The organism is Kocuria oxytropis, assembly GCF_040981195.1.
In the GTDB taxonomy this organism is placed as follows: domain Bacteria; phylum Actinomycetota; class Actinomycetes; order Actinomycetales; family Micrococcaceae; genus Kocuria; species Kocuria oxytropis.
This window is the reverse complement of record NZ_JAVFXA010000001.1, coordinates 245,637-268,568: the sequence shown is the minus strand read 5'-3', so window position 1 is coordinate 268,568 and position 22,932 is coordinate 245,637. Positions and strand designations below refer to the sequence as shown.

Sequence of the window (22,932 nt, the reverse complement as noted above, 5' to 3'; positions counted from 1 at the left end):
CTAGAGTTCCGTCGGGGTGCGCGACCGGCGCGCCCGAACGTCCACGCGGGCCCCGCAGAGATCCCCTGCCCCGGGCCCGCGTCCGTCTACAGTTCGGAGCTGCAATGGAACTCGTCACCGATCTCGTCGGCACCCTCGGCGGCTGGGTGTGGAACGTGGTCTTCGCCATCCTCATCGGGGTGGGCCTCTACCTGACCGTCCGTACCGGGGTGGTGCAGCTGCGGCTGGTCCCCGAGATGTTCCGGGTGCTGGGCGACAAGCCCGGCCTCGCCGAGGACGGGAAGAAGGGGATCTCCGCGTTCCGGGCCTTCACCGTCTCCGCCGCGTCCCGGGTGGGCACCGGCAACATCGCGGGCGTCGCGATCGCGATCAGCCTGGGCGGGCCGGGAGCCGTGTTCTGGATGTGGGTGATCGCCGGCATCGGCGCGGCGAGCGCGTTCACCGAGTCCCTGCTGGGCCAGCTCTACAAGATCAAGGCCCCCACCGGGTACGTGGGCGGGCCCGCCTACTACATGGAGCGCGGCCTCGGCGCGCGCTGGATGGGACTGCTCTTCGCGGTCGTCATCACCCTCACCTACGGGTTCGTCTTCAACTCCGTGCAGTCCAACTCGATCGTGGACGCCCTGGGCGGCTCCCTGAGCATCGACATCGCCGCCGCGGAGGCCCTGTGGTTCCGGATCCTGGTCGGCGCCGTGCTCGTGGGGCTGACCGCGGCGATCATCTTCGGGGGCATCCGGCGGATCTCCGCGGTCTCCGAGGTCGTCGTGCCGATCATGGCGGTGCTCTACGTCCTGCTCGGCCTGCTCGTGGTCGTCCTGAACCTCGGCGAGGTCCCCGCGGTGCTCGGCCGGATCCTCGAGGGGGCCTTCGGGATCCGTGAGTTCGTCACCGGCGGGCTGATCGGCGTGATCATCCAGGGCATGAAGCGCGGCCTGTTCTCCAACGAGGCCGGGATGGGCTCGGCCCCCAACGCCGGGGCCACCGCGTCCGTGTCCCACCCCGCGAAGCAGGGCTTCCTGCAGGCGCTGGGCGTGTACTTCGACACCTGGCTGATCTGCTCGATCACCGCGTTCATCGTGCTCCTCTCGGACCCCGAGTTCGGCGGCCGGGAGGGCGCGTCCCTGACCCAGTCCGCGCTGGCCCTGCAGCTGGGCGGCTGGGCGGTGCACTTCCTGACCGTGGCGATCTTCCTGTTCGCGTTCACCTCCGTGATCGGCAACTACTACTACGGCGAGTCCAACATCCGCTTCCTCACCGGTTCGGCCGCGGCGATGACCGCCTACCGCGTGCTCGTGCTGGTGTTCGTCTTCGGCGGCGCCGTGCTGGCCCTGGACCTCGTCTGGTCCCTGGCCGATCTGTTCATGGCCGTCATGGCCACCATCAACCTGGTGGCCCTGGTCCTGCTCGCCGGCGTGGCCGTGCGGGTGCTCAAGAACTACGAGGCCCAGCGCAAGCAGGGCGTGGAGCCGATCTTCCACAGCGGCGACGTCCCGGGCCTGTCCGGGCTCGGCGCGTGGGACGGCACGGACGTGGTGACCACCCGGGCCTACTGGGAGGAGCAGGTCGCCGAGCGCACCCGCTGAGCCCGTCCGGCGCGGACGCCCCGCGTGGTGCCGTCCGCGCCGGACGCTCTACAGTGACAGCATGGAATCTCGAACCCAGATCACCGCTGCGGAGCTCCGGCAGCTCCAGGCGCCCCTCAAGGACCGCTACCGGGAGGACCCCGCGGCGGCCCGCACACCCCTGCACTCCCGCGGCGACTTCCGCGACCCCGGGCTGAGCTGCACGGTGGACACGTGGGCCGGCCCCGTGCGGGGCGGTCCGCACGCCGCCACCGGCGGCGACGGCAGCGACGCCTGCTCCGGGGACATGCTCCTCGACGCGCTCCTGGCCTGCGCCGGGGTGACCCTGCGCAGCGTCGCCACGGCGATGGGCGTGGAGGTGCGCTCGGCCGAGCTGACCGCCGACGGGATGTTCGACGCCCGCGGCACCCTGGGCGTCGACCGGAGCGTTCCCGTCGGGGTCCAGGACGTCGTGGTGACCGCCCGGGTGGACGCGGATCTCGACGACACCGGCCTGGAGCGCCTCGCGCGGGCCACGGAGCGGTACTGCGTGGTCAGCCAGAGCCTGAAGGCCGACGTGCGCTTCGTGCTCGAGCGCGCGTAGCCGCCCGCCCCGGAACGCCGGACGACCCCGGAAGCTCCAGGCTTCCGGGGTCGTCCGGCGTTCCGGGGCGGATCCGGGGCGTGCTGCGGGACGGCCTCAGGCCAGGGCCTGCCGCTTCGCCGAGATGACCCCGGTGTTGAAGCCGGCCAGGTGCAGCCCGCCGTGGAAGCGGGCGTGCTCGATCTTCACGCAGCGGTCCATGACGACGTCGAGCCCGCCCTCCTCGGCGATCCTGGCGGCCTCCTCGTGCCAGGAGCCCAGCTGCATCCAGAGCGTCTGCGCCCCGACGTCCACGGCCTCGCGGGCCACCCCGGGGAGGTCGTCGTGGCGGCGGAACGCGTCGACCATGTCGGGGACCTCGGGCAGGTCGGCGAGGGACGGGTAGACCGGCCGGCCCATGATCTCGTCCAGCAGCGGGTTGACGAAGTACACGCGGTACGGCGACGAGGACAGCAGGTAGGTCGAGACGAAGTAGGAGGCGCGGGACGGCTTGTCGGACGCGCCCACCACGGCGATCGACTCGGTGCCGTGCAGGATGGCCAGCCGCTCGGGCGCGCTCGGCCCCTGCCAGGTGCGGTTCTCGGCGGTCATCGGAGCGCTCCTTCGGTCGTGGTCGCCGTGGCGGTGCCGGCAGGGACGCCGGCGGGAGCACCGGCTGCGGGGCCGGAGGCCTCCCGGGTCAGCCCGGTGGCCGCGGTGAGGGCCTGGTCCAGGTCCCAGAGGGTGTCCTCGGCGTCCTCGAGGCCCACCGACAGGCGGATGAGGTCCTCCCGCACCCCGGCCCCGAGCAGCTGCTCGGCCGTCAGCTGCTGGTGGGTGGTCGAGGCCGGGTGCAGGACGAGGGTGCGGGAGTCGCCGATGTTGGCGAGGTGGCTGGCCAGCTGCAGGTTCTCGATGAAGCGCGCACCGACCTCCCGCCCGCCGAGCCGGTCCGTGGGGGCGACGCCGAAGGCGAAGACGGAGCCCGGGCCGAGGGGCAGGTACCTCTGCGCCCGCTCGTGGTGGGGGTGGCTCGGCAGCCCGGCCCAGTTGACGTAGGCGACGCGCGGGTCCGCCTCGAGCCACCGCGCGACGACCCGGGCGTTGGCCAGGTGCGCGTCCATGCGCTGCGGCAGCGTCTCGACGCCCTGCAGCAGGTTCCACGCGGACTGGGGTGCCAGCGCCGGGCCGATGTCCCGCAGCTGCTCGGTGCGCAGCTTGGTCAGGAACCCGTACTCCCCGAAGTTCCCCCACCAGGTGACGTCGTTGTACGTCGGCACCGGCTCCGTCATGGACGGGAAGTTGCCGTTGGCCCAGTCGAAGCGGCCGGACTCGACGACGACGCCGCCCAGCGTGGTGCCGTGGCCGCCCAGGAACTTGGTGGCGGAGTGGATCACGATGTCCGCCCCGTGCTCGAACGGGCGGATCAGGTACGGCGGGGTCATCGTCGAGTCGACGACCAGCGGGACACCGGCCTCGTGCGCGACCGCGGCGAGGCCGGCGAGGTCGGCGATCTCCCCGGAGGGGTTGGCCACGACCTCCGTGTAGACGGCCTTGGTGCCCGGGCGCAGCGCGGCCCGGTAGTCGGCGGGGTCGGTGCCGGGCACGAACGTGGTCTCGATCCCGAAGCGGCGGAGGGTGACGTCCAGCTGGGTGACCGTCCCCCCGTAGAGCTGGGCCGAGGCCACGATGTGGTCCCCGGCCTGGGCGAGCGCGGCGAACACGAGGAACTCGGCGGACATCCCGGAGGCGGTGGCCACGGCGCCGATCCCGCCTTCGAGGGAGGCGATGCGCTCCTCGAAGGCCGCGACGGTCGGGTTGCCGATGCGGGAGTAGATGTTGCCGTACTTCTGCAGGGCGAAGAGGTTGGCGGCGTCGTCGGCGTCCTTGAAGACGAACGAGGTGGTCTGGTAGATCGGCACCGCGCGGGCGCCGTGCTCGGCGTCGGGGGTGCCCCCGGCGTGCAGGGCGCGGGTGCGGAACCCGAACTGGTGGTCGGCCATGGGGAGAACTCCTCGTGCGAGTGGTGCCGCCGGACGGTCCCGGGCGGAGGCGGACCCGTGCGGGCGGGCCGGGGGTGCGCTGCTCCATCGGTCCTGGCGGTAGCACCGGGCGGTCGGCGACGACGACCCCGGTTGCTGCGGCGTCGGCGATCCAGGTCTCTCGGCCGCTCGGGATGGCTGCCTCCCATTGTGCTGCCCCGGGCCGTCCGGCGCCAACCGGGGGCGGCGCGCAGCGCGGGGTCCGCCCCGGCCTCGGTGCGGGGCCGGGTCACGGTGCGGGGCTCGCTCCTGGTGGGGGCCTGGGCACGGTGCGGGCGCACGGCGTGGCGTGCGGGAGCCCCGGCCCTGCCACGGCCGGGGCTCCCGCGGGCTGTGCGGGGTCAGATGATCAGGCCCAGGGCGACGGGGCCGATGAGGACGGTGAAGACGGTGATCAGGATGACGCCCACGATGTTGAGCACGATGCCGCCGCGGACCATCTCGGCGATCTTGACCTGGCCGGTGGCGAAGACGATGGCGTTGGGCGGGGTGCCGACCGGGAGCATGAACGCGCAGGTCGCCGCCAGCGCGGCCGGGATCAGCAGGGTCATCGGGTCCACCCCGATGCCGACGGCGACCCCGCCGAGGATCGGGATGAACGTGGCCGCGGTGGCGGTGTTGGAGGTGATCTCGGTCAGCAGCAGCACGATCGTGACCACCGCCGCCAGCAGCAGCACGATCGGCAGCGCCCCGAGCCCGGAGACCTGCTCGCCGAACCAGGCGTCCAGACCGGTGCCGGCCACGGCCGCGGCCAGCGACAGCCCGCCGCCGAAGAGCAGCAGCACGCCCCAGGGCAGGCCCTCCTCGGCGTCGTTCCACTCCAGGGTCATGTTGCCCTGCTTGTCGCCGGGCAGCAGGAACAGCAGCACGCCGGCGCCGATGGCCACGACCGTGTCGTCGAAGAGCGCCAGCCAGGGCAGCTGCTCGCCGAGGTCCCCGATCCCGGAGAGCAGCCCCGGCACGATCCAGAAGAACGCCGCGGTGACGAACACGGCCAGAACGGTCTTCTCGCCCTTGCTCATCGGGCCCAGGGCGGCGATCTCCTCGTTGATCAGCTCCTTGCCCCCGGGCACCTCGTCCAGGTGGAAGCGGAAGATCACCCGGGTCAGCAGCAGCCAGGCCAGCCCGATGAACACGACCACGATGGGCACCCCGAGCATCATCCACTGGGCGAAGCCCACGGTGCGGCCCAGTTCCTCGCTGATGTAGCCGGCCACGATGGCGTTGGGCGGGGAGCCCAGCAGCGTCCCCAGCCCGCCGATGGTCGCGGCCCAGGCGATGGCCAGAACCAGGGCCACCCCGAACAGGCGCACGTCGCGGTCGTCGACGACGTCGCTGATGGCCCTGCCCGAGCGGATCTCCTCGCCCATGGCCGCGGTCTGGGCCCGGCTGCCGGCGTTGCGGCTGTTCTCCACCACCAGGGTCAGCACGGACAGCCCGATCGGCAGCATCATGAGCGTGGTCGCGGTGTTGGACACCCACATCGACAGGAACGCGGTGGAGATCATCAGGCCCAGGATGATCTGGCGCGGATGCGTGCCCACACGGCGCAGGGTCAGCAGCGCGATCCGGCGGTGCAGGTTCCACTTCTGCATCGCGATCGCGATCAGGAACCCGCCCAGGAACAGGAACACGATCGGGTTCGCGTACGGGGCCGTGACCGCCGAGACCTCCAGGGCGGTGAGCACCGGGAACAGCACGATCGGCAGCAGCGAGGTGATGGACAGCGGCACCGCCTCGGTCATCCACCACACCGCCATCAGCGTGGCCACCGCCCCCACCACCCGGGCGTCGGCCGAGACCTCCGCCCCGCCCAGCAGGAACCAGACGACCAGGGCCAGGAGCACGCCCAGCCCCCGGTAGAGCCAGGTCCTGCCGGGAGCGCGGGCGGGATCGCGGTCCTCCGGCTCGTAGTCGAACTCGCCCTGCTCGGGAACGATGTTGCCGGAGCGCTCGCTCATGTGACCCACCTCACGGGTTGTGGTGACGTGCCCGAAAAGTAGCAGTCACGCACCCGGGCGGCAAGGTCCGCCGCGCGGGGTCAGCCCGGGTGCGGCGTGTCCCCGCCCCGGCGCGGGAAGCGGTTGCGCAGGTTCTCCCGCGCCACCGCGGAGAGGTTCTCGATCGGCAGCCCGGCCGGGCAGACCTCCACGCAGTCGCCGAGGAGGGAGCAGGGGCCGAACTCCTGCTCCGCCGCGTCGATCACCTTGGCGGAGCGCTCGCGGCGCTCGGCGTCGTCCGTGGCCAGCGGAGGGAGCTCCTTGAGCATCGTCCCCACGAAGAGCTGGCCGGAGCCGTTGGGGCAGGACGCCACGCACGCCCCGCAGCTGATGCAGCCGCCGTTGGCGAGGGCCTTCATCGCCACGGGGAACTTCCCCGCCTTGGCCACCAGGCGCAGCGCCTTCTTGTCCACGGAGAGGTCCCGCTTGACCGGGAAGGAGGACGCCCGCAGCGGTTCGATGCGGACCCGGTCCCCGTCCCGGTAGGCGCCCAGGTGCTGCATGCAGCTCGCGGCGTTGCGCTCGGGCCCGTGCGCCACGCCGTCGACGGTCACCCCGCACTTGCCGCAGACCCCCTCGCGGCAGCCGTCGTCGAAGACCACGGGGTCCTCGCCGGCGGCCTCCAGCCGGGCGTTGATGCGGTCGAGCAGCTCGAGCACGGTCATCTCCGGGCTCGCGTCCGGGACGTCGTAGGCCGTGAAGTCCCCGGGCTCCTCCGGGGAGGGCTGGCGCCACACGTCCACGGTCAGGGAGAAGGTGCTCACTCGCTCGGGTCCTTGTCGTCTCGGGAAATGTCGTCGGGGAATGTCGTCGGGGATGTCGTCGGCGGAAGTGGTGCCGGGGGATCCGTGCGGGGGAGGATCGCGCCGGGGAGGCCGTGCCGGCGGGTCCGTCCCGCCGGTGCCGGGCGGCGGCTCCCGCGCTCAGCGCACGGCGCGGGTCAGCACGGCGACCGGGATCGTGGTGTTGCCGGCGGCCACCGCGGCGCCGAAGGCGTTCGCGGCGATCCGCAGCCGTCGCTGGAACCGGTGGTCGCCGGCCACGCCCACGTCGTTGGCGATCTCCGGGATGCCGTGCACCAGGTGCGCGGCCAGCGCGGCCATCGAGACGGCGTAGGCCGCGGCCACGGGCGGGCGGGACAGGCTGGCCACGAGGTTGGCGTAGGCGCTGCCGTGCTCGAAGCCCCGGGCCGCGGCGGGCCGGGCGCCGAGGGTCAGGTCGAGGACGTGGAAGACCGTGAAGAGCCCCAGCACGCCGCCCGTGCTGCGCATCGAGCGCTTCGCCACCGCCCACGGGGAGCGCCGGCGCCCCCGCGGGCGCCGGCCCGGGCGCGGCAGCAGCGTCCCGTTCGCCGCCCAGGACCGCGCGGTGAGCACCGCGGCGCCGCCCGCGTGCACGACCAGCCCGGCGGCGAGGACGGAGCGCGCCGCCCAGAGCACGGTGCCGCGGGGGAGCACGGGGGCGCCGGCGGTGCGCAGGAACGCGGCGTAGGCGTTGAACTTCTCCTCGCCCTGGTAGACCTTCAGGTTCCCCAGCATGTGCACCAGCACGTAGGCCGAGAACAGCGCGCCGGAGCCGGCCATCGCGAGCTTGAGCTCGGGGGTCGGCAGGGCGGGCAGCGGCCCGGCCGGCGCGGAGCGGTCGGTGCGTGCGGAGCGGGGGGACACGTTCACGGCATTCATCCTAGGGGCGGTGCGGGCTGAGACGTCACAAGTCTCAACGTGCTTGCGCTGGGCGTCACGGACCGTCGCGGAGGGATCGTTCTCCGCCTCGCGCAGGTCCCTGCGCCGGCCTCCGCACCGACCCCCGCGGCGGCCTCCGCCCCGGCGCGAGGGGTCGCTTCCTGCCGGTGCGAGTGGCTCGTTCCGACAGAAAGCGACCCCTCACCCGTAATGAGCAGCGGAAGTGACCCCTCGCGCGTGAGGGGCGCCGGAAGCGACCCCTCGCGCGTGAGGGGCGCCGGAAGCGACCCCTCGCGCGTGAGGAGCACCGGAGGCGACCCCTCGCGGGGGTGCTACCGCCGGGCGGCGAGGACCTCGGCGATCCGGTCCAGCGACTCCTCGTTCTGCAGCGAGGACCGGTCGCCCAGCGGCGCCCCCTCCCACAGCTGCGCGAGCAGGCGGCGGGTGATCTTCCCGGAGCGGGTCTTCGGCAGGTCGGGGACGGCCACGACCGCCCGGGGCTTGGCGACGGGGCCGATCTCGTGCGCCACGTGCTCCCGCAGCACGGCGGTCAGCTCGTCCGCCGGGACCCGCACGGCCTCGGGGGCGAGCACCACGCAGGCGAGCACCGCGTGCCCGGTCAGCTCGTCGCGCACCGGCGCCGCGCCGGCCTCCAGGACCCAGGGGTGGGTGACGAGCGCCGACTCGATCTCGATGGTGGACAGCCGGTGCCCGGAGACGTTGATGACGTCGTCCACCCGGCCGAGGATGTAGATGTCGCCCTCCTCGTCGTAGCGGGCCCCGTCCCCGGCCAGGAACCAGCCCTGCTCGGCGTAGGCCTGCCAGTAGGAGGAGAGGTAGCGCTGCGGGTCGCCCCACACGGTGCGGGCCATCGACGGCCCGGTCCGGTCCACCACCACGAAGCCCTGCACCCCCGGCGGCACGGTCTGCCCGTCCTCGTCCACCACGCGGGTGGAGATCCCCGGGACCGCCCGTGTGGCGCAGCCGGGCTTCGGGGCGGTGCGCGGCGCCCCGTCGTCGAACGTCCCCGGGGGCGCGAACTGCGGGTCGTGCGGACGGGGGGACATCACGGTGGCGCCGGTCTCGGACTGCCACCACGTGTCCACGAACGGGACCTCGTCCCGGCCCAGCTGCGCGCGCAGCCAGCGCCAGGCCTCGGGGTTGATCGACTCGCCCACGGAGCCGAGCAGTCGGATGGAGTTGAGGTTGTAGAGCGGTGGCACGCCCTTCGGGAACGCGCCCATGAGGGAGCGGACCAGCGTGGGCGCCGTGTAGTAGGTCGTGACGCCGTAGCGCTCGATCACCTCGAGGTGCCGGCCCCAGTGCGGGGTGTTCGGGGTGCCCTCGTAGATCACCTCGGACACGCCGTTGACCAGGGGGCCGTAGATCTCGTAGGTGTGCGCGGTGACCCACGCGAGGTCGGCCGTGCACCAGTGGACGGTCGAGTCGACCTTGGCGGGGTCGTTGACGGTGGCCAGCTCGTCGGGGCGCAGCTCGCCCCCGGCGTCCTCGACGTCGGGCAGCAGGTCGAACAGCAGGGCGTGCGTGTACGCGGCCTGGACGAGGTAGCCGCCCATCGTGTGCACCAGGCCCTTGGGCCTGCCGGTGGTGCCGGAGGTGTAGATGATGAACAGCGGCGTCTCGGCGTCGAACGCCTGGGGCACGTGCACGTCGGACTGCTCGGCGACCAGCTCGTGCCACCACACGTCCCGCCCGCGGGTCCACGGGACCGCGTCCTCGTCCTTGGAGTGCGTCCCCCGGGTGCCCCGGGGCAGGTCCGTACGGCCGGGGCGGGAGGTGCGGCGCACGACGACGACGTGCTCGATCGCGTTGTCGCCGCTGCAGGCCTCGTCGGCGTCGGCCTTCACGGGCACCACGGCCCCGCGCCGGTGCTGCCCGTCCGTGGTCACGAGGACCTTCGCGCCCGTGTCCTCCACCCGGAACCGCAGCGCCTCGGCGGAGAACCCGCCGAAGACCAGCGAGTGCACCGCGCCGATGCGGGCGCAGGCCAGGGTGATGATGACGGTCTCCGGGATGACGGGAAGGTAGATCACCACCCGGTCGCCCTGCTCCACGCCCAGCGCCAGCAGGGCGTTGGCGGCGCGGGAGACCTCGCGCTGCAGGTCGGCGTAGGTGTAGACCAGCCGGTCCCCGGGCTCGCCCTCGAAGTACAGGGCCACGTGGGCGCCGCGGCCGGCCTCGACGTGGCGGTCCACGCAGTTGTGGGCCACGTTGAGCTTCCCGCCCTCGAACCACGCGATCTCCGGCACCGACCAGGTGGGGGCGCCGTCCTCGTCCTCGCCGATCCGCCGCGGCCGCTCGAAGCGGTGCGCCGTGGTCCACGGCTCGGCCCAGTCCAGGCGGGAGGCCTGGCCCTCCCAGAAGGCGGTCCGGGCCTCCTCGGAGACCAGGGCGGGGTTGGGGGTGGGGGAGAGCGGGTCGCTCCAGCTGAAGCTCACGGTGTCGGGTCCTTCGTCGTCGTGCGGGGTGGTCTCCACCGTCGCAGATGGGTGTGTCACGGGTGCTGCCTCAGGCCCACTTCTGGACGGCCCACCGCTCGAACACTCCCAGCAGCGCGTCGGAGAGCTTGCCGAGCACCGCGAGCAGGACGATGGCCAGCAGCAGGCGGTCGGTGCGCCCGTTGTTCTGCGAGTCGGTGAGCAGCCAGCCCAGTCCCATCGAGGCCCCCAGCAGCTCGGCGGCCACCAGGAACAGCCACGCCTGGGCCAGGGCCAGGCGCAGGCCCGAGATGACCGACGGCATGACGGCGGGCAGCTGCACCGTGGTCAGCAGGCGCAGTCCGTGGAGCCCGAAGGCCCGCGCCGCCTCGATGAGGTTGCGGTCCACGTGCTGCAGTGCCGCGGAGACGGTGGTGTAGACGGGGAAGAACGCCCCGATCGCCACCAGCGTGACCTTCGAGTCCTCGCCCAGACCGATCCACAGCAGCAGCAGCGGCACCCACGCCAGGGACGGCACCGCGCGGAACGCCCCGATCGTGGGCCCCACCAGCGTGGAGCCCCAGCGGGAGAGGCCGATGAAGGACCCGGCCACGAGCCCGAGCCCGGCGCCCACCAGGAACCCGATCAGCACCCGCTGGGTCGAGATGCCCACGTGGGTCCAGAGGTCCCCGCCGGACAGCAGGCCGATCCCGGCCTCGAGCACCGCGAGCGGGGCCGGCAGCTGCACGGGGCTGAACACCCCGGCGGTGGACAGCAGGTGCCACAGCGCCAGCAGCGCCACGGGCAGCAGCAGGCCCAGCCCGGTGCGCAGCAGCGGCCCACGCCGGCGGGTCGGCGTGACAGGGGCGTCCTCGGCGCGTCCGGTCTCCTCGGCGGGCGCCTGCGGCGACGTCACTGCCCGCCCTCGATCAGCTCGGCGGCGCGGGAGGCGTCGGCGTTCTCGGCGTAGGAGCTCTCCACGATGCTCCCGAGGGCCTCGTCGATCTGCTCCTGGTCGGCGACGTCGTCCGACTCGACGAAGATCGGTCCGACCTTCTCGAGCACGGCCAGCTGCTCCTCGCCGGGCACGTGGTCGATGTCCAGATTGGTGCGCTCGAGCACGGCCTCGGCCACGGACAGCTCGATCCCGGCCGCCTCGGACAGCAGCTGCGCGGTCTCGGCGGGGTTCTCCTGCGCCCACTGCCGGGCGTGGGCGTACACGTCCACCACGGTCTGGGCGGCCTCGGGCCGCTCCTCGAGGAAGTTCTCGTGGGCGTTGAGGAAGCCGTAGGTGTTGAAGTCGACGTTGCGGTAGAACAGCTCCGCGCCGTTCTCCTCCGCGGCGGCCATGATCGGGTCGAGCCCGGCCCAGGCGTCCACCTGGCCGTTCTCCAGGGCGGCACGGCCGTCGGCGTGCTGCAGGTTCTGGATCGTCACGTCCTCGGCGGCCACCCCGGCCTCATCGAGGGCCTGGAGCAGGAAGAAGTACGGGTCGGTGCCCTTGGTCGCGGCCACGGTCCGGCCCGCGAGGTCCGTGACCTCCTGCACCCCGGTGCCGGGCGCGGTGACCAGGGCGGACCACTCCGGCTGCGAGTACAGGTCGATCACCTTGATCGGGGTGCCGTTGCTGCGGGCCAGCAGCGCCGCGGAGCCCGCGGTGGAGCCGACGTCCACGGCTTCCGCGCGCAGCGCCTCGTTGGCCTTGTTCGACCCGGCGGACTGCACCCACTCCACCTCGGTGCCCTCCTCGGCGAACGCGGCCTCGAGCCAGCCCTTCTCCTTGATCACCACGGACAGCGGGTTGTAGGTGGCCCAGTCCACGCGGACGGTGCCGCCCCCGGCGGCCTCGGCGGGCTCCTCTCCGGAGCCCTCACCGGCCATGCAGCCGGTCAGTCCGAGGGCCAGGACGGCGGCGAGGGCGGGGATCGTGCGGGCGGAGCGCGGGGAGAGGGGCATGGCGGAGCCTTTCGAACGGGGCGGGGCGGGGCGGTGCGGTGCGGGGTGAGTCGGTGCGGTGCGGTGCGTTTCGAGCGGAGCGGTGCGGTGCGGAGCGGACGGGCCGGCCGGTGCGGGCGGGTGCCGCGCGCGGATCAGGGGCGGAGCAGGCGGGCCGGGTCAGCGGGTCGCGGAGTGGTGGGCGTCGACACCCAGGTGGCCCAGCAGCTGCACGCGCAGCTCGGCGAGGACCTCGGAGGCCCGGTCCCGGGGGCGCTCGCCGGGGACGGCGAGCACCGTGCTGATCGAGGCGGGAGCGGTGGGCCCGCTCCGGCCCAGGACCACGATCCGGTCGGCGAGCTGCAGGGCCTCGTCGACGTCGTGGGTGACCAGCAGGACGGTGGTGGGCCGGGCCGCGTGGACCGTGAGCAGCAGGTCCTGCATCTGCAGGCGGGTCAGGGCGTCGAGCGCGCCGAAGGGCTCGTCGAGCAGCAGGACCCCGGGGTCGCGGGCCAGGGCCCGGGCCAGGGACGCGCGCTGGGCCATGCCGCCGGAGATCGCCCGCGGGCGGTGGCCCGCGTGCGCCGTGAGCCCGACCAGGCGCAGGAGGTCGTCGATCACGGCGTCGCCCTCGTCCCGGGGCAGCCCGCGGGGCAGGCCCAGGCGGACGTTCTCGCGCACGGAGCGCCAGGGCAGCAGGCGGGGCTCCTGGAAGGCGACCGCGCAGCGGGGGTCGATGCCGGACACGGGGGTGCCGTCGATGAGCACCCGGCCGCTCGAGGCGGTGTCGAGACCGGCCGCGGCCCGCAGCAGGGTGGACTTGCCGCAGCCCGAGGGCCCCAGGATCGCCAGGACCTCACCGGGGCGCACCGAGACGTCCACGTCCCGCAGGACGTGGTGCGTCTCGTGACCTGCCGGGAAGACCTTGCCGACGTGCTCGAACACCACGGGGAACGCGCGTTTGGGGGTGCTCGGGGCGGTGGGCGGCGCAGGACTGCGCAGAGAAGTGCTCATGATCAACTCCATCGGTCCTGGCATTAGCACCTCGCGCGGAGGATCAGAAGGGATCCGTGCCGGTTGCTGCGACGTCGACGAGCCAGGTCTCTCAGCCGCTCCGGATGGTGACGCCTTCATTGAACGTCCTCGGCGTCCCCCCTGGCAAATCCCACCACCCTCCCGCCCTTCCCGCGAGATGGCAGCTGACGGCGACCGAGCACCGCGCCCCGGTGGCCGCCAGCTGCCATCTCGCGGGAAAGGCGGAGGGGCGTGGAAGGGTGGGGGCATGAGCCGCAACGATCCCGCCGTCATCGACCGTCTCCTGAGCCGGCCCGGCCGGTGGGCCGTGGTGGGGCTGACCGGCACCACGACCCGCCCCGCGCACTCGGTCGCACGGCGGATCCGGAACGAGCTCGGCATGACCATCGTCCCGGTGAACCCGAAGGGCGAACCGGTGCACGGCGAGCCGGGCTTCCGCACCCTCGCCGAGGTGCCGGGGCCGATCGACGTCGTGGACTGCTTCGTCAACTCCCGCCGTGTCGGCGCTGTCGTGGACCAGGCCGTCGCCGCCGGTGCGGCGGCGGTGTGGCTGCAGCTCGGCGTGGTGGACGAGGCCGCGGTCGCGCGGGCGGAACGGGCCGGGCTCGACGTGGTGGTGGACACCTGCCCCCTGATCGAGGTCCGCGCCCGGCTCCGGCGGGGCTGGACCCTGGACCCGTCCCGGACACCGCCGCTCGCTCCGCCCGTCTGAGCCGGCACCGATCCGCGCGGACAGGCTTGCGCCGGGTCCGGGACGACCGGCTAAGCTGTTCCCCGACGACGATGACGAGATCCGACGCGAAGCTCTGGCTGGTCGGACGGCAACCCTCTCCCGTAGCGGGGTGCCCCAGATGAACATCGGGCCGTGGTGCACAACGCTCCGCGGCAAGTACGGCGCCCAGCAGTGCGTCGGACCCGCGAGCAGGTCTCCACGACGCACGGGCGCGGGTCGGCATCGATCCGGGAGGACCACCCATGAGCAAGCGCATCGCCCTGAACGCCTTCGACATGACCTGCGTGGGTCACCAGGCCCCCGGCCTGTGGAAGCACCCCCGCTCCCGGGCGGACGAGTACAACACCATCGAGTACTGGACGGACGTGGCCCAGCTGCTGGAGAAGGGCCTGTTCGACGCGCTGTTCCTCGCCGACGTGGTCGGCTACTACGACGTCTACCAGAACTCGGCGGCCCCGGTGATCCGGGACGCCACCCAGATCCCGGTCAACGACCCGTTCATGCAGATCTCGGCGATGGCGGCCGTCACGAAGCACCTCGGCTTCGGCGTGACCAGCGCGATCACCTACGAGCAGCCGTACCCGCTGGCCCGGAAGTTCGCGACCCTGGACCACCTGACGAAGGGCCGGATGGGCTTCAACGTGGTGACGTCCTACCTGAAGTCCGCGGCGGAGAACCACGGGCTCACGGAGCAGATCTCGCACGACGAGCGCTACGAGATCGCCGAGGAGTTCATGGAGGTCTGCTACAAGCTCTGGGAGGGCTCCTGGGAGGACGGGGCGGTCAAGCGCGACCGGGCGAACGGGATCTTCGCCGACCCGGCGCTCGTGCACCCGATCCAGCACCACGGCACGTACTTCGACGTGCCGGGCATCGGGCTGACCGAGCCGTCGCCGCAGCGCACGCCGCTGATCTTCCAGGCCGGGGCCTCCTCCCGCGGGCGCGCGTTCGCCGGCCGCCACGCGGAGGCCGTCTTCGTGGGCGGCATCCGCCCGGACCTGACCCGCGTGGTCACCGACAAGCTCCGCGACGAGGCGGAGGCCAGCGGCCGGGGCCGGGACGACCTCAAGATCTTCGCGATGCTGCACGTGATCGTCGACGAGACCGACGCGAAGGCCGAGCAGAAGCGCCGGGACTACGAGCGGTACGCGGACACCGACGGCGCGCTGGGCCTCGTGGGCGGCTGGTCCGGGGTGGACCTGGGCCGCTACGACGAGAACGACGTCCTGGAGTACATCAAGACCGAGTCCATCCAGTCCTTCCTGACCCCGTTCACCACCGCCGACCCGCACAAGAAGTGGACCGTGAAGGAGGTCGCCAAGCACATCTCGATGGGCGGCATGGGCGTGCCGATCGTGGGCTCCCCGCAGACCGTCGCCGACGAGCTCGAGCGGTGGATCGACGACGGCGGGCTGGACGGCATCAACCTCGCCTACCACGTCTCCCCGGGCTCCTTCGAGGACTTCGTGGAGTGGGTCGTGCCGGAGCTGCAGAAGCGCGGCCGGTACCGGACCGGCTACGAGGGCACCACGCTGCGCGAGAACCTCTACGGCAAGGGCCGGACCAAGGTGCTCGACACCCACCCGGCCGCCGCCCAGCGCGGCGCCTACGCGGGCAAGCCCTCCGCCGCGGACACTCCCGCCCGTGCGCTGATCTCCTGAGCGGGGCTCCCCGCCCCGTGGTCCCCGGTCGTGGGCCTGCTCCCCGCCCGTGATCCCCGGTCGCGGGGCCCCGGCCACGAGCCGGCTCCCCGCCCCGGGGTCCGGAGCGAGACGCTCGCGCCACGAGCCCGGTCCGCGCCGTGGTCCCGGGAGCAGGACGCACGAGGGGCCCCGCGCCGGCGCGGGGCCCCTCGTGCTGTGGACCGGTCAGGAGGCCGGTGCGGCGGCCCAGCGCAGCAGGGCCGCCACGTCCGTGCCGTCGGGCAGCGCCCCGGGCGGCACGAAGACGGGGCGGCCGTCGGTCAGCACCGCGGCGCGCACCAGGGCGGCGTCGGCGGAGACCCGGCCGAGGACGCCGGCGCCCACGGAGTCCGACTCCTGGAGGGCGATCCAGGGCTCGGCGTCCAGGGCGATGAGCTCTTGCTCGGTGTCCAGGTGGGTGTCGTCGATGAGCAGCGTCTCCGCCTGCGCCTGCTGCAGGGCCGAGACCACCGGCCCCATGCCGGAGACGGCGGTGGCACCGGACCGCCCCTGCTGCTCCGCGAGCCGCTCGAGCAGCTCCTGCTGACGGTGGGCGACGACCTCCGCCACGCGCTCCTCGACCTGGTGGTCGAAGTCGGCGGACTGGCTGCCCCCCGCGCGGGTGTTGGCGTCCACGACGCTCAGCATCGCGCGGCTCGCCTTGGACAGCTGCTCTTCGACCAGGCCCCGGGCCCGCATGTCGCCGGCCAGCACCACGAGCTGCGCCCCGCTCTCGGCCACGACCTTGTCGATCTGCCCGGCCACCTGCTCCGTGTTGCGCCGCCACACGTCCTCGGTGTGCCGCTGCCAGCGTCCCTGGGACCAGCCGCCCCCCGGGAACTTCTTCAGGTGCTCGGTCTCTCCCTCGATCTGCTGCTCGTCCGTGGCGCGGACACGGCTGGCGTACTGCAGGCAGATCTCGCCGCCGTCCCGGCCGACCTCGGCGACCACGTAGGGGAAGTCGTCCGGGCGGTGCCGGAACAGGGGAGTGAGGTCCGGGACCTGCTCCACCTGGATGACGCCGCGGCCGGCGCGGGGGCCGGGGAGGACCTCGTCGATCTCCACGGTGCCGTCGCGCACCAGCAGGTATCGGCACACCGGGTCCGGCACGCCCTCGGCCGGCCGCACGGCGGCCTCCACCGCGGCGAGATCGGCCTTGCTCGCGCCCTGGCGCTCCAGCTCCCGGCAGATGTTCTCGGGCAGGACGTCGATGGCGTGCAACGAGTCGACGGTTCCGGTGCTGATGTCCGTGTAGACGGTGCACCAGGGCCCCTTGCTCCTGAACAGTTCGGCGTAGCGGTGGAATCGGCTCGTCATGGTGGACAACTCCTGCTCTCGAGCGGTGCTTCCTGTGGTGCAGACCACGTTATCCGACCCTTCGGGGACTGGGAACAGAGGTCCCGGCGAGTAGGGTCGGAGGCACACGGCCGGTCGCCCGACCGGTGGTCCCGTGGTCCCACGACGCAGGAGGCACGCATGAGCGACGTACCCGAGTACGACGAGGCCGACCGGCTCGAGCAGTCGATCGAGGCCGAGCCGCCGGAGTCGGCCGGCCAGGACGACGAGGCGCCGGTGCACGAGCACGAGCGCTCGGAGGCGTCCTCCCTGGAGGCCAACCCGGCCGACCTCGAGGAGCAGGACCAGGAGGTCGTGCTCGAGGAGCCGGAGGAGGCCTCCTCTCTCGAGATGGAGTGACCCGGGGGCCGCGCGGGGAGGTCAGCCCCCGCGCGGTCCTCACCCGGCGGGGGCGGTCCGGCCGGAGCGGTCCGGGCGAAGCGGTCCGGGCGAAGCGGTCCGGGTGGAGCGGTCCGGGTGGAGCGGCCCGGCGGAGTGCCCCGGGAGCCGTGGCCCGTGCCCCCTCCCGGCGGTGCGTGAACGGGCCGGCAGGAAGGTCTCGAAAAAAAATGTGACCTGCTGCATCCACGGAGGGGTCGGCGGCGGTAGTACGGGTGCAAGGTCGATTCCGCTTCCGCCAGGGAGCCCGTTCAAGGAGCAGTTACCATGCGCAAGACCCTTTCCGCCGCAGCAGTCCTCGGCCTCGGTGCCGGTGCCCTCAGCATGAGCCCGGCGTTCGCCGCCGAGCACGCGGAGCTGTCCGTGCTCCACGGTGTCCCCGACACCGTCGTGGACGTCTACGTCAACGGTGAGCTCACCCTCGACGACTTCGCGCCGGGCACGCTGGCCGGCCCGCTGGAGCTGCCCGCTGGCAGCTACGACCTGGCCATCACGGCCCCCGACGCCGCCGACGCCTCGGAGCCGATCATCGGGCCCGTCACGGCGGACCTGCAGTCCGGCATGAGCTACACGGCCGCCGCGCACCTCGACGTCGAGGGCAACCCGACCGCCGCCCTGTTCACCAACGACATGTCGGAGATCGAGGCCGGGAAGTCGCACCTGACCGTCCGGCACGTGGCGGCGGCCCCGGCCGTCGACGTCCTGGCCGGCGGCCAGCCGATCATCCAGGGCCTCGAGAACCCGAACGAGGAGACCCTGCCGGTCGACGCCGGCACCGTCTCGGCGTCCGTGGCCGCCGCGGGCACCACCGAGCCCGTCATCGGCCCGGCGGATCTGGAGCTGGCCGAGGGCACCCACAACATCGTGTACGCGTGGGGCTCCCTCGAGGCCGGGAACCTGGCTCTCGCCGTCCAGACCCTGGAGGGCATGGAGCAGGCGCCCGAGGCCGTGCCGGGCGGCCAGTCCGGTCTCGCGGCCCAGGAGCAGCGCACGATGCTGACCGCCGGCCTCGCGGCCGCCGGTGCGCTCGGGCTGATCGGCGCGGCGTTCGGCGCCCGCCGGGTGCTCGCGGGCAACCGCCGGTAGTGAGCGGTTCCGACAGGCTCGGTCCGGGTGCGCGGCAGGCTGGGGCCCACCGCGCACCCGGACCGGCAGTTCCCGGCACCCGTCGTCGTCGTCTGGCGGCGGTGGGTGCCGGGGCGGTCGCCTCGGTGTCCCTGCTCGCGGCAGCGGCCGTCACCGCCCTCCCGGAGGACGGGGGGTCGCCGACCGCGTACTCCCTGGCGGCGGGACCATACCCGGGCGAGGAGGCGGTGCCGGCACTGGCCGGCCCCGACCGTCCGGTCCCCGCGGAGGGCGCGGCGCAGGTCGCCGTCGCCCCCGCGGAGATCCCGGTGGCCCCCGCGACCCAGGCCCCCGTCGAGAGGATCCCCGCCCCGGTGCGGGTGGTCGTGGACGGGTCGCCGATCGACATGCCGGTGGTCCCCGTGGGAGTGGAGGACAACGGCGCCATGACCATCCCGGACAACCACGTGGAGCTGGGCTGGTACCGGTACGGTCCGGCCCCCGGGGCGGACGAGGGAGCCGCGGTCGTCGCCGGCCACGTCGACACCCTCACCGAGATCACCCCGATGGCCCAGCTGAAGGACGTGCCGGTCGGGGCGGAGATCAGGGTGGAGCGCGCGGACGGCAGCGTCCAGCGCTACCGCACCGAGTCCGTCCGGCACGTGCACAAGACGTCCCTCGCCGAGGCGGACCTGTTCCGCCGCACCGGCGAGCCCGTGCTCCACCTCGTGACGTGCGGCGGGGAGTGGCTCGAGGACATCGGGGACTACGAGGACAACGTGGTGCTGCGGGCGGTCCCGGTGCCCTGAGCGGCTGACGGAGGCGAGAGGCGCATGACCGCTTGGCCGGTGTCCACTAGGCTGGACACGAGACGGACGCGCGCACCCCGCGCGCTCGCCCGCCACCACGACCTCCGGCCCACGAGGAGCCCGCCCACGATGCCGACGCCGCCCCCGGACTGGGGACCCGAGCTCGACACCGCGTTCGCCGCGGGGGACGAGCAGGCGCTCAGTGCCGCGTACCGGCACTGCGCCGGGGTCATCCGGGGGCTCGCCGTCCGGGCCCTGCGCGACGACGCGGGCGCCGACGACGTGGTGCAGGAGGTCTTCATCCGGGCGTGGAAGTACCGCTCCGGGTACCGGCCCGAGCACTCCTCGGCCCCGGCCTGGCTCATCGGCATCGCCCGCAACTGCATCGCCGACGCGGCGAGGAACGCCGGCCGCGAGGCGGAGCGGCGGCAGGCGGACGCGGTGCGCACCGACCGGGAGCCGCGGCACGAGGAGTCGGACGTGCTGGTGGACCGGCTGGTGGTGCGCGCGGAGGTCGAACGGCTCGGGCCGCCCCGCTCGACGATCATGGCGCTGGCCTTCTACGAGGAGCTCACGCACCAGCAGATCGCCCAGCACCTGGACCTGCCCCTGGGCACGGTCAAGAGTCATCTGAGGCGCGGCCTCACGAACCTACGAACACGATTGGGAGACGGTCATGGAACACCTGAGTGAGGAGTCGCTGACGCTCCTGGCTCTGGGTGAGACCCGAGACCCCCGGAACCAGCAGCATCTCGACGCCTGCCCCGACTGCGCGGCGGAACTCGCGTCCCTGGAGCGTGTCGTGCGCGCCGGACGGGCCCCGGAGCCGGCCCTGGCGGCACCCGGTCCCGAGGTCTGGGCCGCCATCCACGCCGAGCTGGGTCTGTCCGCCGACGTCGCCGACGACCCGCTCGCCGGCTCCCGGACCGGCGCCCAGGGCCGTGCGGCCGTGGGCCCGTCGTCCGGCCTCGCGGCACCGGTCGACGACGCTTCACCGTCCGACCGCCCGTCCCCGTCCGAGGGCGGGGGGAGCCGCGGCGGGGCGGGCGTCGTCGACCTGGACGCGCGCCGGCGCAGGCCCCGGCGCGGGGTGCCGTACCCGCTGGCCGCGGCCGCCGCTGCGGCGGCGCTGTTCGTGGGCGGGCTCTCCGTGTGGGGCGCCCAGCGGGTGGGCCTGGAGCCCGACCCCACGGTGCTGGCGACCGCCGAGCTGGAGCCGCTGGAGGGCTACAGCGCCCGTGGCTCGGCCGAGGTCGACGAGCGCCCGGACGGGACCCGGCAGCTGGTGGTGCGGACCGATCCCGCCGCCGTGGACGGGTTCAAAGAGGTCTGGCTGCTCGCCCCGGACGCGCAGCGCATGGTCAGTCTCGGGGTGATGGCCGGGGACGAGGCCGTGTTCGTGCTGCCCGAGAACCTGGACGTGGGGGAGTTCCCGGTGGTCGACGTCTCCAACGAGCCGATCGACGGCGACCCCACGCACTCCGGGGACTCGATCGTGCGCGGCGTCCTGGAGGCCTGAGCGCCGGCCGGCGTCAGTGCGGCGCCGAGGTCAGAGCAGCGCCGAGGTCAGCCGGGCCACGTTGTCGGCGTACTTGTGCCACAGGGGCCTGCGGTTCCACTCCTCGATGTCCAGCAGGGTGCTGGCCTCGTGGAACTCGGCGACCACCGCGTCCATCCGCCGCCGGAAGTCCCGGTCCACGATGTAGACCGAGACCTCCAGGTCCAGGGCGAAGGAGCGTTCGTCCATGTTGGAGGAGCCGATCACGGAGACGTAGTCGTCCACGAGCACGAACTTCGCGTGCAGCACGGTGGGGGAGCGGTACCGGTAGATCTTCACCCCGGCCGCGACGAGCTCCTGGTAGTAGGAGTTCTGGGCGTGGTAGGCGAGGAAGTGGTCCGAGGTCTCGCCCACGAACAGCTGCACGTCCACCCCGGACTGCGCCTCGGTGGTCAGCGCGTGCATCAGCGACTCGTCCGGGACGAAGTACGGGCTGGAGATGACGATCCGCTCGTTGGCGTTGTAGATCAGGTGGTTGAACAGCCGGAGGTTGTTCTCCGTGTCGAACCCGGGCCCGGACGGCAGCACCTGGGCGAACACGGCTCCCTCCACGTCCGGCAGCTCCCGGGTGGCCTCGTCGAGCAGGAGGTCGCCCGTCTCCGAGTACCAGTCGCTCGTGAACAGGGCGTTGAGCTCGGCGACCACGGGGCCCGTGCACCGGATCATCAGGTCCTTCCACTCGAGGCCCTTCCGCAGGTTCTTCCGCTTGTTGTAGGAGCGGTGGATGATGTTCTGCGAGCCGGTGAAGGCGAGGGCGCCGTCGATCACGAGGATCTTGCGGTGGTTGCGCAGGTCGGGCCGCTGCCACTCGCCCTTCCAGGGGCGGACGGGGAGCATGCGCCGCCACGGGAAGCCGACCCGGTCGAACTCCCGGACCATCTCGGCGTAGCCGGGATAGCCGACCGAGCCGAGGTGGTCGATGAGCACGCGGACCCGGACCCCCCGCTCGTGCGCGCGCACCAGGGCGTCCAGCAGGACGCGGGAGGTGTCGTCGATGGCCACGATGTAGAACTCGAAGTGGACGTAGTCCACGGCCCGGTCCACCGCCTCCGCCATGATCCGCAGGGACTCGTGGTTGTCGGTGAGGATCTCGAAGGAGTTCCCGCCGACCATGGGCAGCGCCCCGAGACGGTAGTTGAGCGCGGCCGTGGACTTGATCCACTCCGGCAGCTCCTCCTGGGCGTTGCCGAGGATGTGGGAGTCCGGGGTGTTCTCGCGGATGACGTCGTTCATCGTCGCCTGCATCGCCATCCGCTTCCGGGGCAGCCGGGCGGAGCCGATGACGAGGAACAGCACGATGCCGACGACCGGCACCAGCGCGATGGCCAGCAGCCACGCGAGGGCGACCGACGGCCGCCGGTTGTGGGGGATCCAGCCCAGCGCCACCAGCCGCACGACCCAGTCCGCCACCACGAGGGCCACGAGGATCCACTCGGGCGCACCGTCGAGCGGCAGCAGGTCGTAGGGGAACAGGAGCGCGTGCACGGGCCCAGCCTAGCGGCGCGGTGGAACGGTCCCGGCTACGCGGGGCGCGGCAGGAAGTAGTCGGTCTCCGGGCCCGGGGTCTCCCGGCGCACGAAGCCCGCGGCGAGGAGCACCTGCTCGGCCGGGGCGTTGTCCTCCGGCACGCTGGCGCGGACTCCCGTCACGGAGGGGTCCGCGAACGCGACGCCGAGCAGCGCCGCGAACCCCTCCTGCGCGTAGCCGCGGTTGCGTCGGTCCGCGGCGAGGGAGCCCACGATCTCGAGCTCGTGGTCGATCGGGGGCCCCACGAAGCCGGCCGTGCCGATGACCTGCCCGGTGGACTTCTCCACCACGGCCATCCTCGCGTACACGGACTCGGTGAAGAAGTAGCCCCCGGCCATGAGGGACTCGCGGGCGAAGTCCATGTCCTCGGCGCTCGGGAAGCCGTGGGCGAAGAGGGGCTCGTGCTCCCCGGCCGCCACGGCGTCGAGCTCCTCGGCGGTGAAGGGGCGGAGCAGGAGTCGTTCCGTCTCCAGAACGGGTGCGGGGCGCAGGGCCTCGAGGTCCTCGGTCATGCTGGTGCTGCTTTCTGCGTGCGCGGGAGGCGCGG

Annotated in this window: 21 protein-coding genes and 2 riboswitches; of the genes, 9 read left to right on the top strand and 12 right to left on the bottom strand. The window is 73.0% G+C overall.

All coding sequences use genetic code 11. The features are described from left to right. Nucleotides 1-104 precede the first annotated feature (104 nt). A complete protein-coding gene (locus QYM41_RS01245; RefSeq protein WP_368797912.1) occupies nucleotides 105-1,583 on the top strand; it encodes an alanine/glycine:cation symporter family protein in 1,479 nt (492 codons plus the stop codon). Between the two features lie 61 nt (nucleotides 1,584-1,644). Then, nucleotides 1,645-2,166 carry an OsmC family protein gene (locus QYM41_RS01240; protein WP_368797911.1) on the top strand — a complete coding sequence of 174 codons (522 nt, stop codon included), beginning with the start codon at nucleotides 1,645-1,647 and terminating at the stop codon, nucleotides 2,164-2,166. Nucleotides 2,167-2,262: 96 nt separating this feature from the next. Here QYM41_RS01240 and QYM41_RS01235 read toward each other — a convergent pair whose 3' ends face one another. From QYM41_RS01235 to QYM41_RS01195, 9 genes are all read right to left on the bottom strand, one after another. Further along, on the bottom strand, nucleotides 2,263-2,757 hold the full coding sequence (locus tag QYM41_RS01235; RefSeq protein ID WP_368797910.1) for a CoA-binding protein: 495 nt from the start codon (nucleotides 2,755-2,757) through the stop codon (nucleotides 2,263-2,265). Continuing rightward, the gene (locus QYM41_RS01230; RefSeq protein ID WP_368797909.1) at nucleotides 2,754-4,148 is read right to left on the bottom strand and encodes an O-acetylhomoserine aminocarboxypropyltransferase/cysteine synthase family protein; all 1,395 of its coding nucleotides are present in this window, start codon (nucleotides 4,146-4,148) and stop codon (nucleotides 2,754-2,756) included. Before QYM41_RS01230 ends, QYM41_RS01235 begins: the two co-directional genes overlap by 4 nt. Before the next feature lie 380 nt (nucleotides 4,149-4,528). Then, a complete protein-coding gene (locus QYM41_RS01225) occupies nucleotides 4,529-6,148 on the bottom strand; it encodes an SLC13 family permease (protein WP_368797908.1) in 1,620 nt (539 codons plus the stop codon). Between the two features lie 80 nt (nucleotides 6,149-6,228). Further along, the gene (locus QYM41_RS01220; protein ID WP_368797907.1) at nucleotides 6,229-6,951 is read right to left on the bottom strand and encodes a succinate dehydrogenase/fumarate reductase iron-sulfur subunit; all 723 of its coding nucleotides are present in this window, start codon (nucleotides 6,949-6,951) and stop codon (nucleotides 6,229-6,231) included. A 159-nt stretch (nucleotides 6,952-7,110) separates the two neighbouring features. Beyond that, the gene (locus QYM41_RS01215; protein WP_368797906.1) at nucleotides 7,111-7,869 is read right to left on the bottom strand and encodes a succinate dehydrogenase/fumarate reductase transmembrane subunit; all 759 of its coding nucleotides are present in this window, start codon (nucleotides 7,867-7,869) and stop codon (nucleotides 7,111-7,113) included. A gap of 332 nt (nucleotides 7,870-8,201) precedes the next feature. Then, complete coding sequence (locus QYM41_RS01210; protein ID WP_368798139.1) at nucleotides 8,202-10,328, bottom strand: AMP-binding protein; 2,127 nt, start codon at nucleotides 10,326-10,328, stop codon at nucleotides 8,202-8,204. A 70-nt stretch (nucleotides 10,329-10,398) separates the two neighbouring features. Beyond that, nucleotides 10,399-11,223, bottom strand: coding sequence for an ABC transporter permease (locus QYM41_RS01205; protein WP_368797905.1), 825 nt, complete (start codon nucleotides 11,221-11,223; stop codon nucleotides 10,399-10,401). Then, nucleotides 11,220-12,263 carry an aliphatic sulfonate ABC transporter substrate-binding protein gene (locus QYM41_RS01200; RefSeq protein ID WP_368797904.1) on the bottom strand — a complete coding sequence of 348 codons (1,044 nt, stop codon included), beginning with the start codon at nucleotides 12,261-12,263 and terminating at the stop codon, nucleotides 11,220-11,222. The genes QYM41_RS01205 and QYM41_RS01200 overlap by 4 nt, the downstream gene beginning before the upstream one ends. Before the next feature lie 159 nt (nucleotides 12,264-12,422). After that, nucleotides 12,423-13,256 (bottom strand): ABC transporter ATP-binding protein, encoded by an 834-nt coding sequence (locus QYM41_RS01195; RefSeq protein WP_368797903.1) that lies wholly within the window; start codon nucleotides 13,254-13,256, stop codon nucleotides 12,423-12,425. A gap of 5 nt (nucleotides 13,257-13,261) precedes the next feature. Next, nucleotides 13,262-13,367: riboswitch (SAM riboswitch) on the bottom strand. 157 nt (nucleotides 13,368-13,524) lie between these two features. On the opposite strand from QYM41_RS01195, the gene QYM41_RS01190 reads away from it, so the two are divergent. Together QYM41_RS01190 and QYM41_RS01185 are read left to right on the top strand one after the other, a co-directional pair. After that, nucleotides 13,525-13,989 (top strand): CoA-binding protein, encoded by a 465-nt coding sequence (locus QYM41_RS01190; RefSeq protein ID WP_368797902.1) that lies wholly within the window; start codon nucleotides 13,525-13,527, stop codon nucleotides 13,987-13,989. A 70-nt stretch (nucleotides 13,990-14,059) separates the two neighbouring features. Continuing rightward, nucleotides 14,060-14,175: riboswitch (SAM riboswitch) on the top strand. A 77-nt stretch (nucleotides 14,176-14,252) separates the two neighbouring features. Next, entirely contained in the window at nucleotides 14,253-15,671 is a 1,419-nt protein-coding gene (locus QYM41_RS01185; protein WP_368797901.1) for an LLM class flavin-dependent oxidoreductase, read from the top strand. Between the two features lie 207 nt (nucleotides 15,672-15,878). Here QYM41_RS01185 and QYM41_RS01180 read toward each other — a convergent pair whose 3' ends face one another. Continuing rightward, on the bottom strand, nucleotides 15,879-17,009 hold the full coding sequence (locus tag QYM41_RS01180) for a baeRF2 domain-containing protein (RefSeq protein WP_368797900.1): 1,131 nt from the start codon (nucleotides 17,007-17,009) through the stop codon (nucleotides 15,879-15,881). A 159-nt stretch (nucleotides 17,010-17,168) separates the two neighbouring features. On the opposite strand from QYM41_RS01180, the gene QYM41_RS01175 reads away from it, so the two are divergent. The 5 genes from QYM41_RS01175 (at nucleotide 17,169) to QYM41_RS01155 (ending at nucleotide 20,819) form a co-directional block, all read left to right on the top strand. Continuing rightward, nucleotides 17,169-17,387, top strand: a complete 219-nt coding sequence (locus QYM41_RS01175; RefSeq protein ID WP_368797899.1) for a hypothetical protein — start codon at nucleotides 17,169-17,171, stop codon at nucleotides 17,385-17,387. A 306-nt stretch (nucleotides 17,388-17,693) separates the two neighbouring features. Continuing rightward, nucleotides 17,694-18,512 (top strand): DUF4397 domain-containing protein, encoded by an 819-nt coding sequence (locus QYM41_RS01170; protein ID WP_368797898.1) that lies wholly within the window; start codon nucleotides 17,694-17,696, stop codon nucleotides 18,510-18,512. Nucleotides 18,513-18,613: 101 nt separating this feature from the next. Further along, nucleotides 18,614-19,300 carry a class F sortase gene (locus tag QYM41_RS01165; protein WP_368797897.1) on the top strand — a complete coding sequence of 229 codons (687 nt, stop codon included), beginning with the start codon at nucleotides 18,614-18,616 and terminating at the stop codon, nucleotides 19,298-19,300. A 129-nt stretch (nucleotides 19,301-19,429) separates the two neighbouring features. Beyond that, nucleotides 19,430-19,993 (top strand): RNA polymerase sigma factor, encoded by a 564-nt coding sequence (locus QYM41_RS01160; protein WP_368797896.1) that lies wholly within the window; start codon nucleotides 19,430-19,432, stop codon nucleotides 19,991-19,993. Continuing rightward, nucleotides 19,977-20,819: an anti-sigma factor gene (locus QYM41_RS01155; RefSeq protein WP_368797895.1), complete on the top strand. Its 843-nt coding sequence runs from the start codon at nucleotides 19,977-19,979 to the stop codon at nucleotides 20,817-20,819. The genes QYM41_RS01160 and QYM41_RS01155 overlap by 17 nt, the downstream gene beginning before the upstream one ends. Nucleotides 20,820-20,849: 30 nt before the next feature. Here QYM41_RS01155 and cls read toward each other — a convergent pair whose 3' ends face one another. Together cls and QYM41_RS01145 are read right to left on the bottom strand one after the other, a co-directional pair. Continuing rightward, nucleotides 20,850-22,343 (bottom strand): cardiolipin synthase, encoded by a 1,494-nt coding sequence (cls, locus tag QYM41_RS01150; RefSeq protein ID WP_368797894.1) that lies wholly within the window; start codon nucleotides 22,341-22,343, stop codon nucleotides 20,850-20,852. 35 nt (nucleotides 22,344-22,378) lie between these two features. Continuing rightward, nucleotides 22,379-22,897: a GNAT family N-acetyltransferase gene (locus QYM41_RS01145; RefSeq protein WP_368797893.1), complete on the bottom strand. Its 519-nt coding sequence runs from the start codon at nucleotides 22,895-22,897 to the stop codon at nucleotides 22,379-22,381. Nucleotides 22,898-22,932: the final 35 nt, after the last annotated feature.

Coding starts and splice junctions, on each gene's coding strand:
- QYM41_RS01245 (WP_368797912.1), top strand. CDS start 105: ATGGAACTCGTCACCGATCTCGTCGGCACCCTCGGCGGCTGGGTGTGG.
- QYM41_RS01240 (WP_368797911.1), top strand. CDS start 1,645: ATGGAATCTCGAACCCAGATCACCGCTGCGGAGCTCCGGCAGCTCCAG.
- QYM41_RS01235 (WP_368797910.1), bottom strand. CDS start 2,757: ATGACCGCCGAGAACCGCACCTGGCAGGGGCCGAGCGCGCCCGAGCGG.
- QYM41_RS01230 (WP_368797909.1), bottom strand. CDS start 4,148: ATGGCCGACCACCAGTTCGGGTTCCGCACCCGCGCCCTGCACGCCGGG.
- QYM41_RS01225 (WP_368797908.1), bottom strand. CDS start 6,148: ATGAGCGAGCGCTCCGGCAACATCGTTCCCGAGCAGGGCGAGTTCGAC.
- QYM41_RS01215 (WP_368797906.1), bottom strand. CDS start 7,869: ATGAATGCCGTGAACGTGTCCCCCCGCTCCGCACGCACCGACCGCTCC.
- QYM41_RS01200 (WP_368797904.1), bottom strand. CDS start 12,263: ATGCCCCTCTCCCCGCGCTCCGCCCGCACGATCCCCGCCCTCGCCGCC.
- QYM41_RS01195 (WP_368797903.1), bottom strand. CDS start 13,256: ATGAGCACTTCTCTGCGCAGTCCTGCGCCGCCCACCGCCCCGAGCACC.
- QYM41_RS01190 (WP_368797902.1), top strand. CDS start 13,525: ATGAGCCGCAACGATCCCGCCGTCATCGACCGTCTCCTGAGCCGGCCC.
- QYM41_RS01185 (WP_368797901.1), top strand. CDS start 14,253: ATGAGCAAGCGCATCGCCCTGAACGCCTTCGACATGACCTGCGTGGGT.
- QYM41_RS01180 (WP_368797900.1), bottom strand. CDS start 17,009: ATGACGAGCCGATTCCACCGCTACGCCGAACTGTTCAGGAGCAAGGGG.
- QYM41_RS01175 (WP_368797899.1), top strand. CDS start 17,169: ATGAGCGACGTACCCGAGTACGACGAGGCCGACCGGCTCGAGCAGTCG.
- QYM41_RS01170 (WP_368797898.1), top strand. CDS start 17,694: ATGCGCAAGACCCTTTCCGCCGCAGCAGTCCTCGGCCTCGGTGCCGGT.
- QYM41_RS01160 (WP_368797896.1), top strand. CDS start 19,430: ATGCCGACGCCGCCCCCGGACTGGGGACCCGAGCTCGACACCGCGTTC.
- QYM41_RS01155 (WP_368797895.1), top strand. CDS start 19,977: ATGGAACACCTGAGTGAGGAGTCGCTGACGCTCCTGGCTCTGGGTGAG.
- QYM41_RS01145 (WP_368797893.1), bottom strand. CDS start 22,897: ATGACCGAGGACCTCGAGGCCCTGCGCCCCGCACCCGTTCTGGAGACG.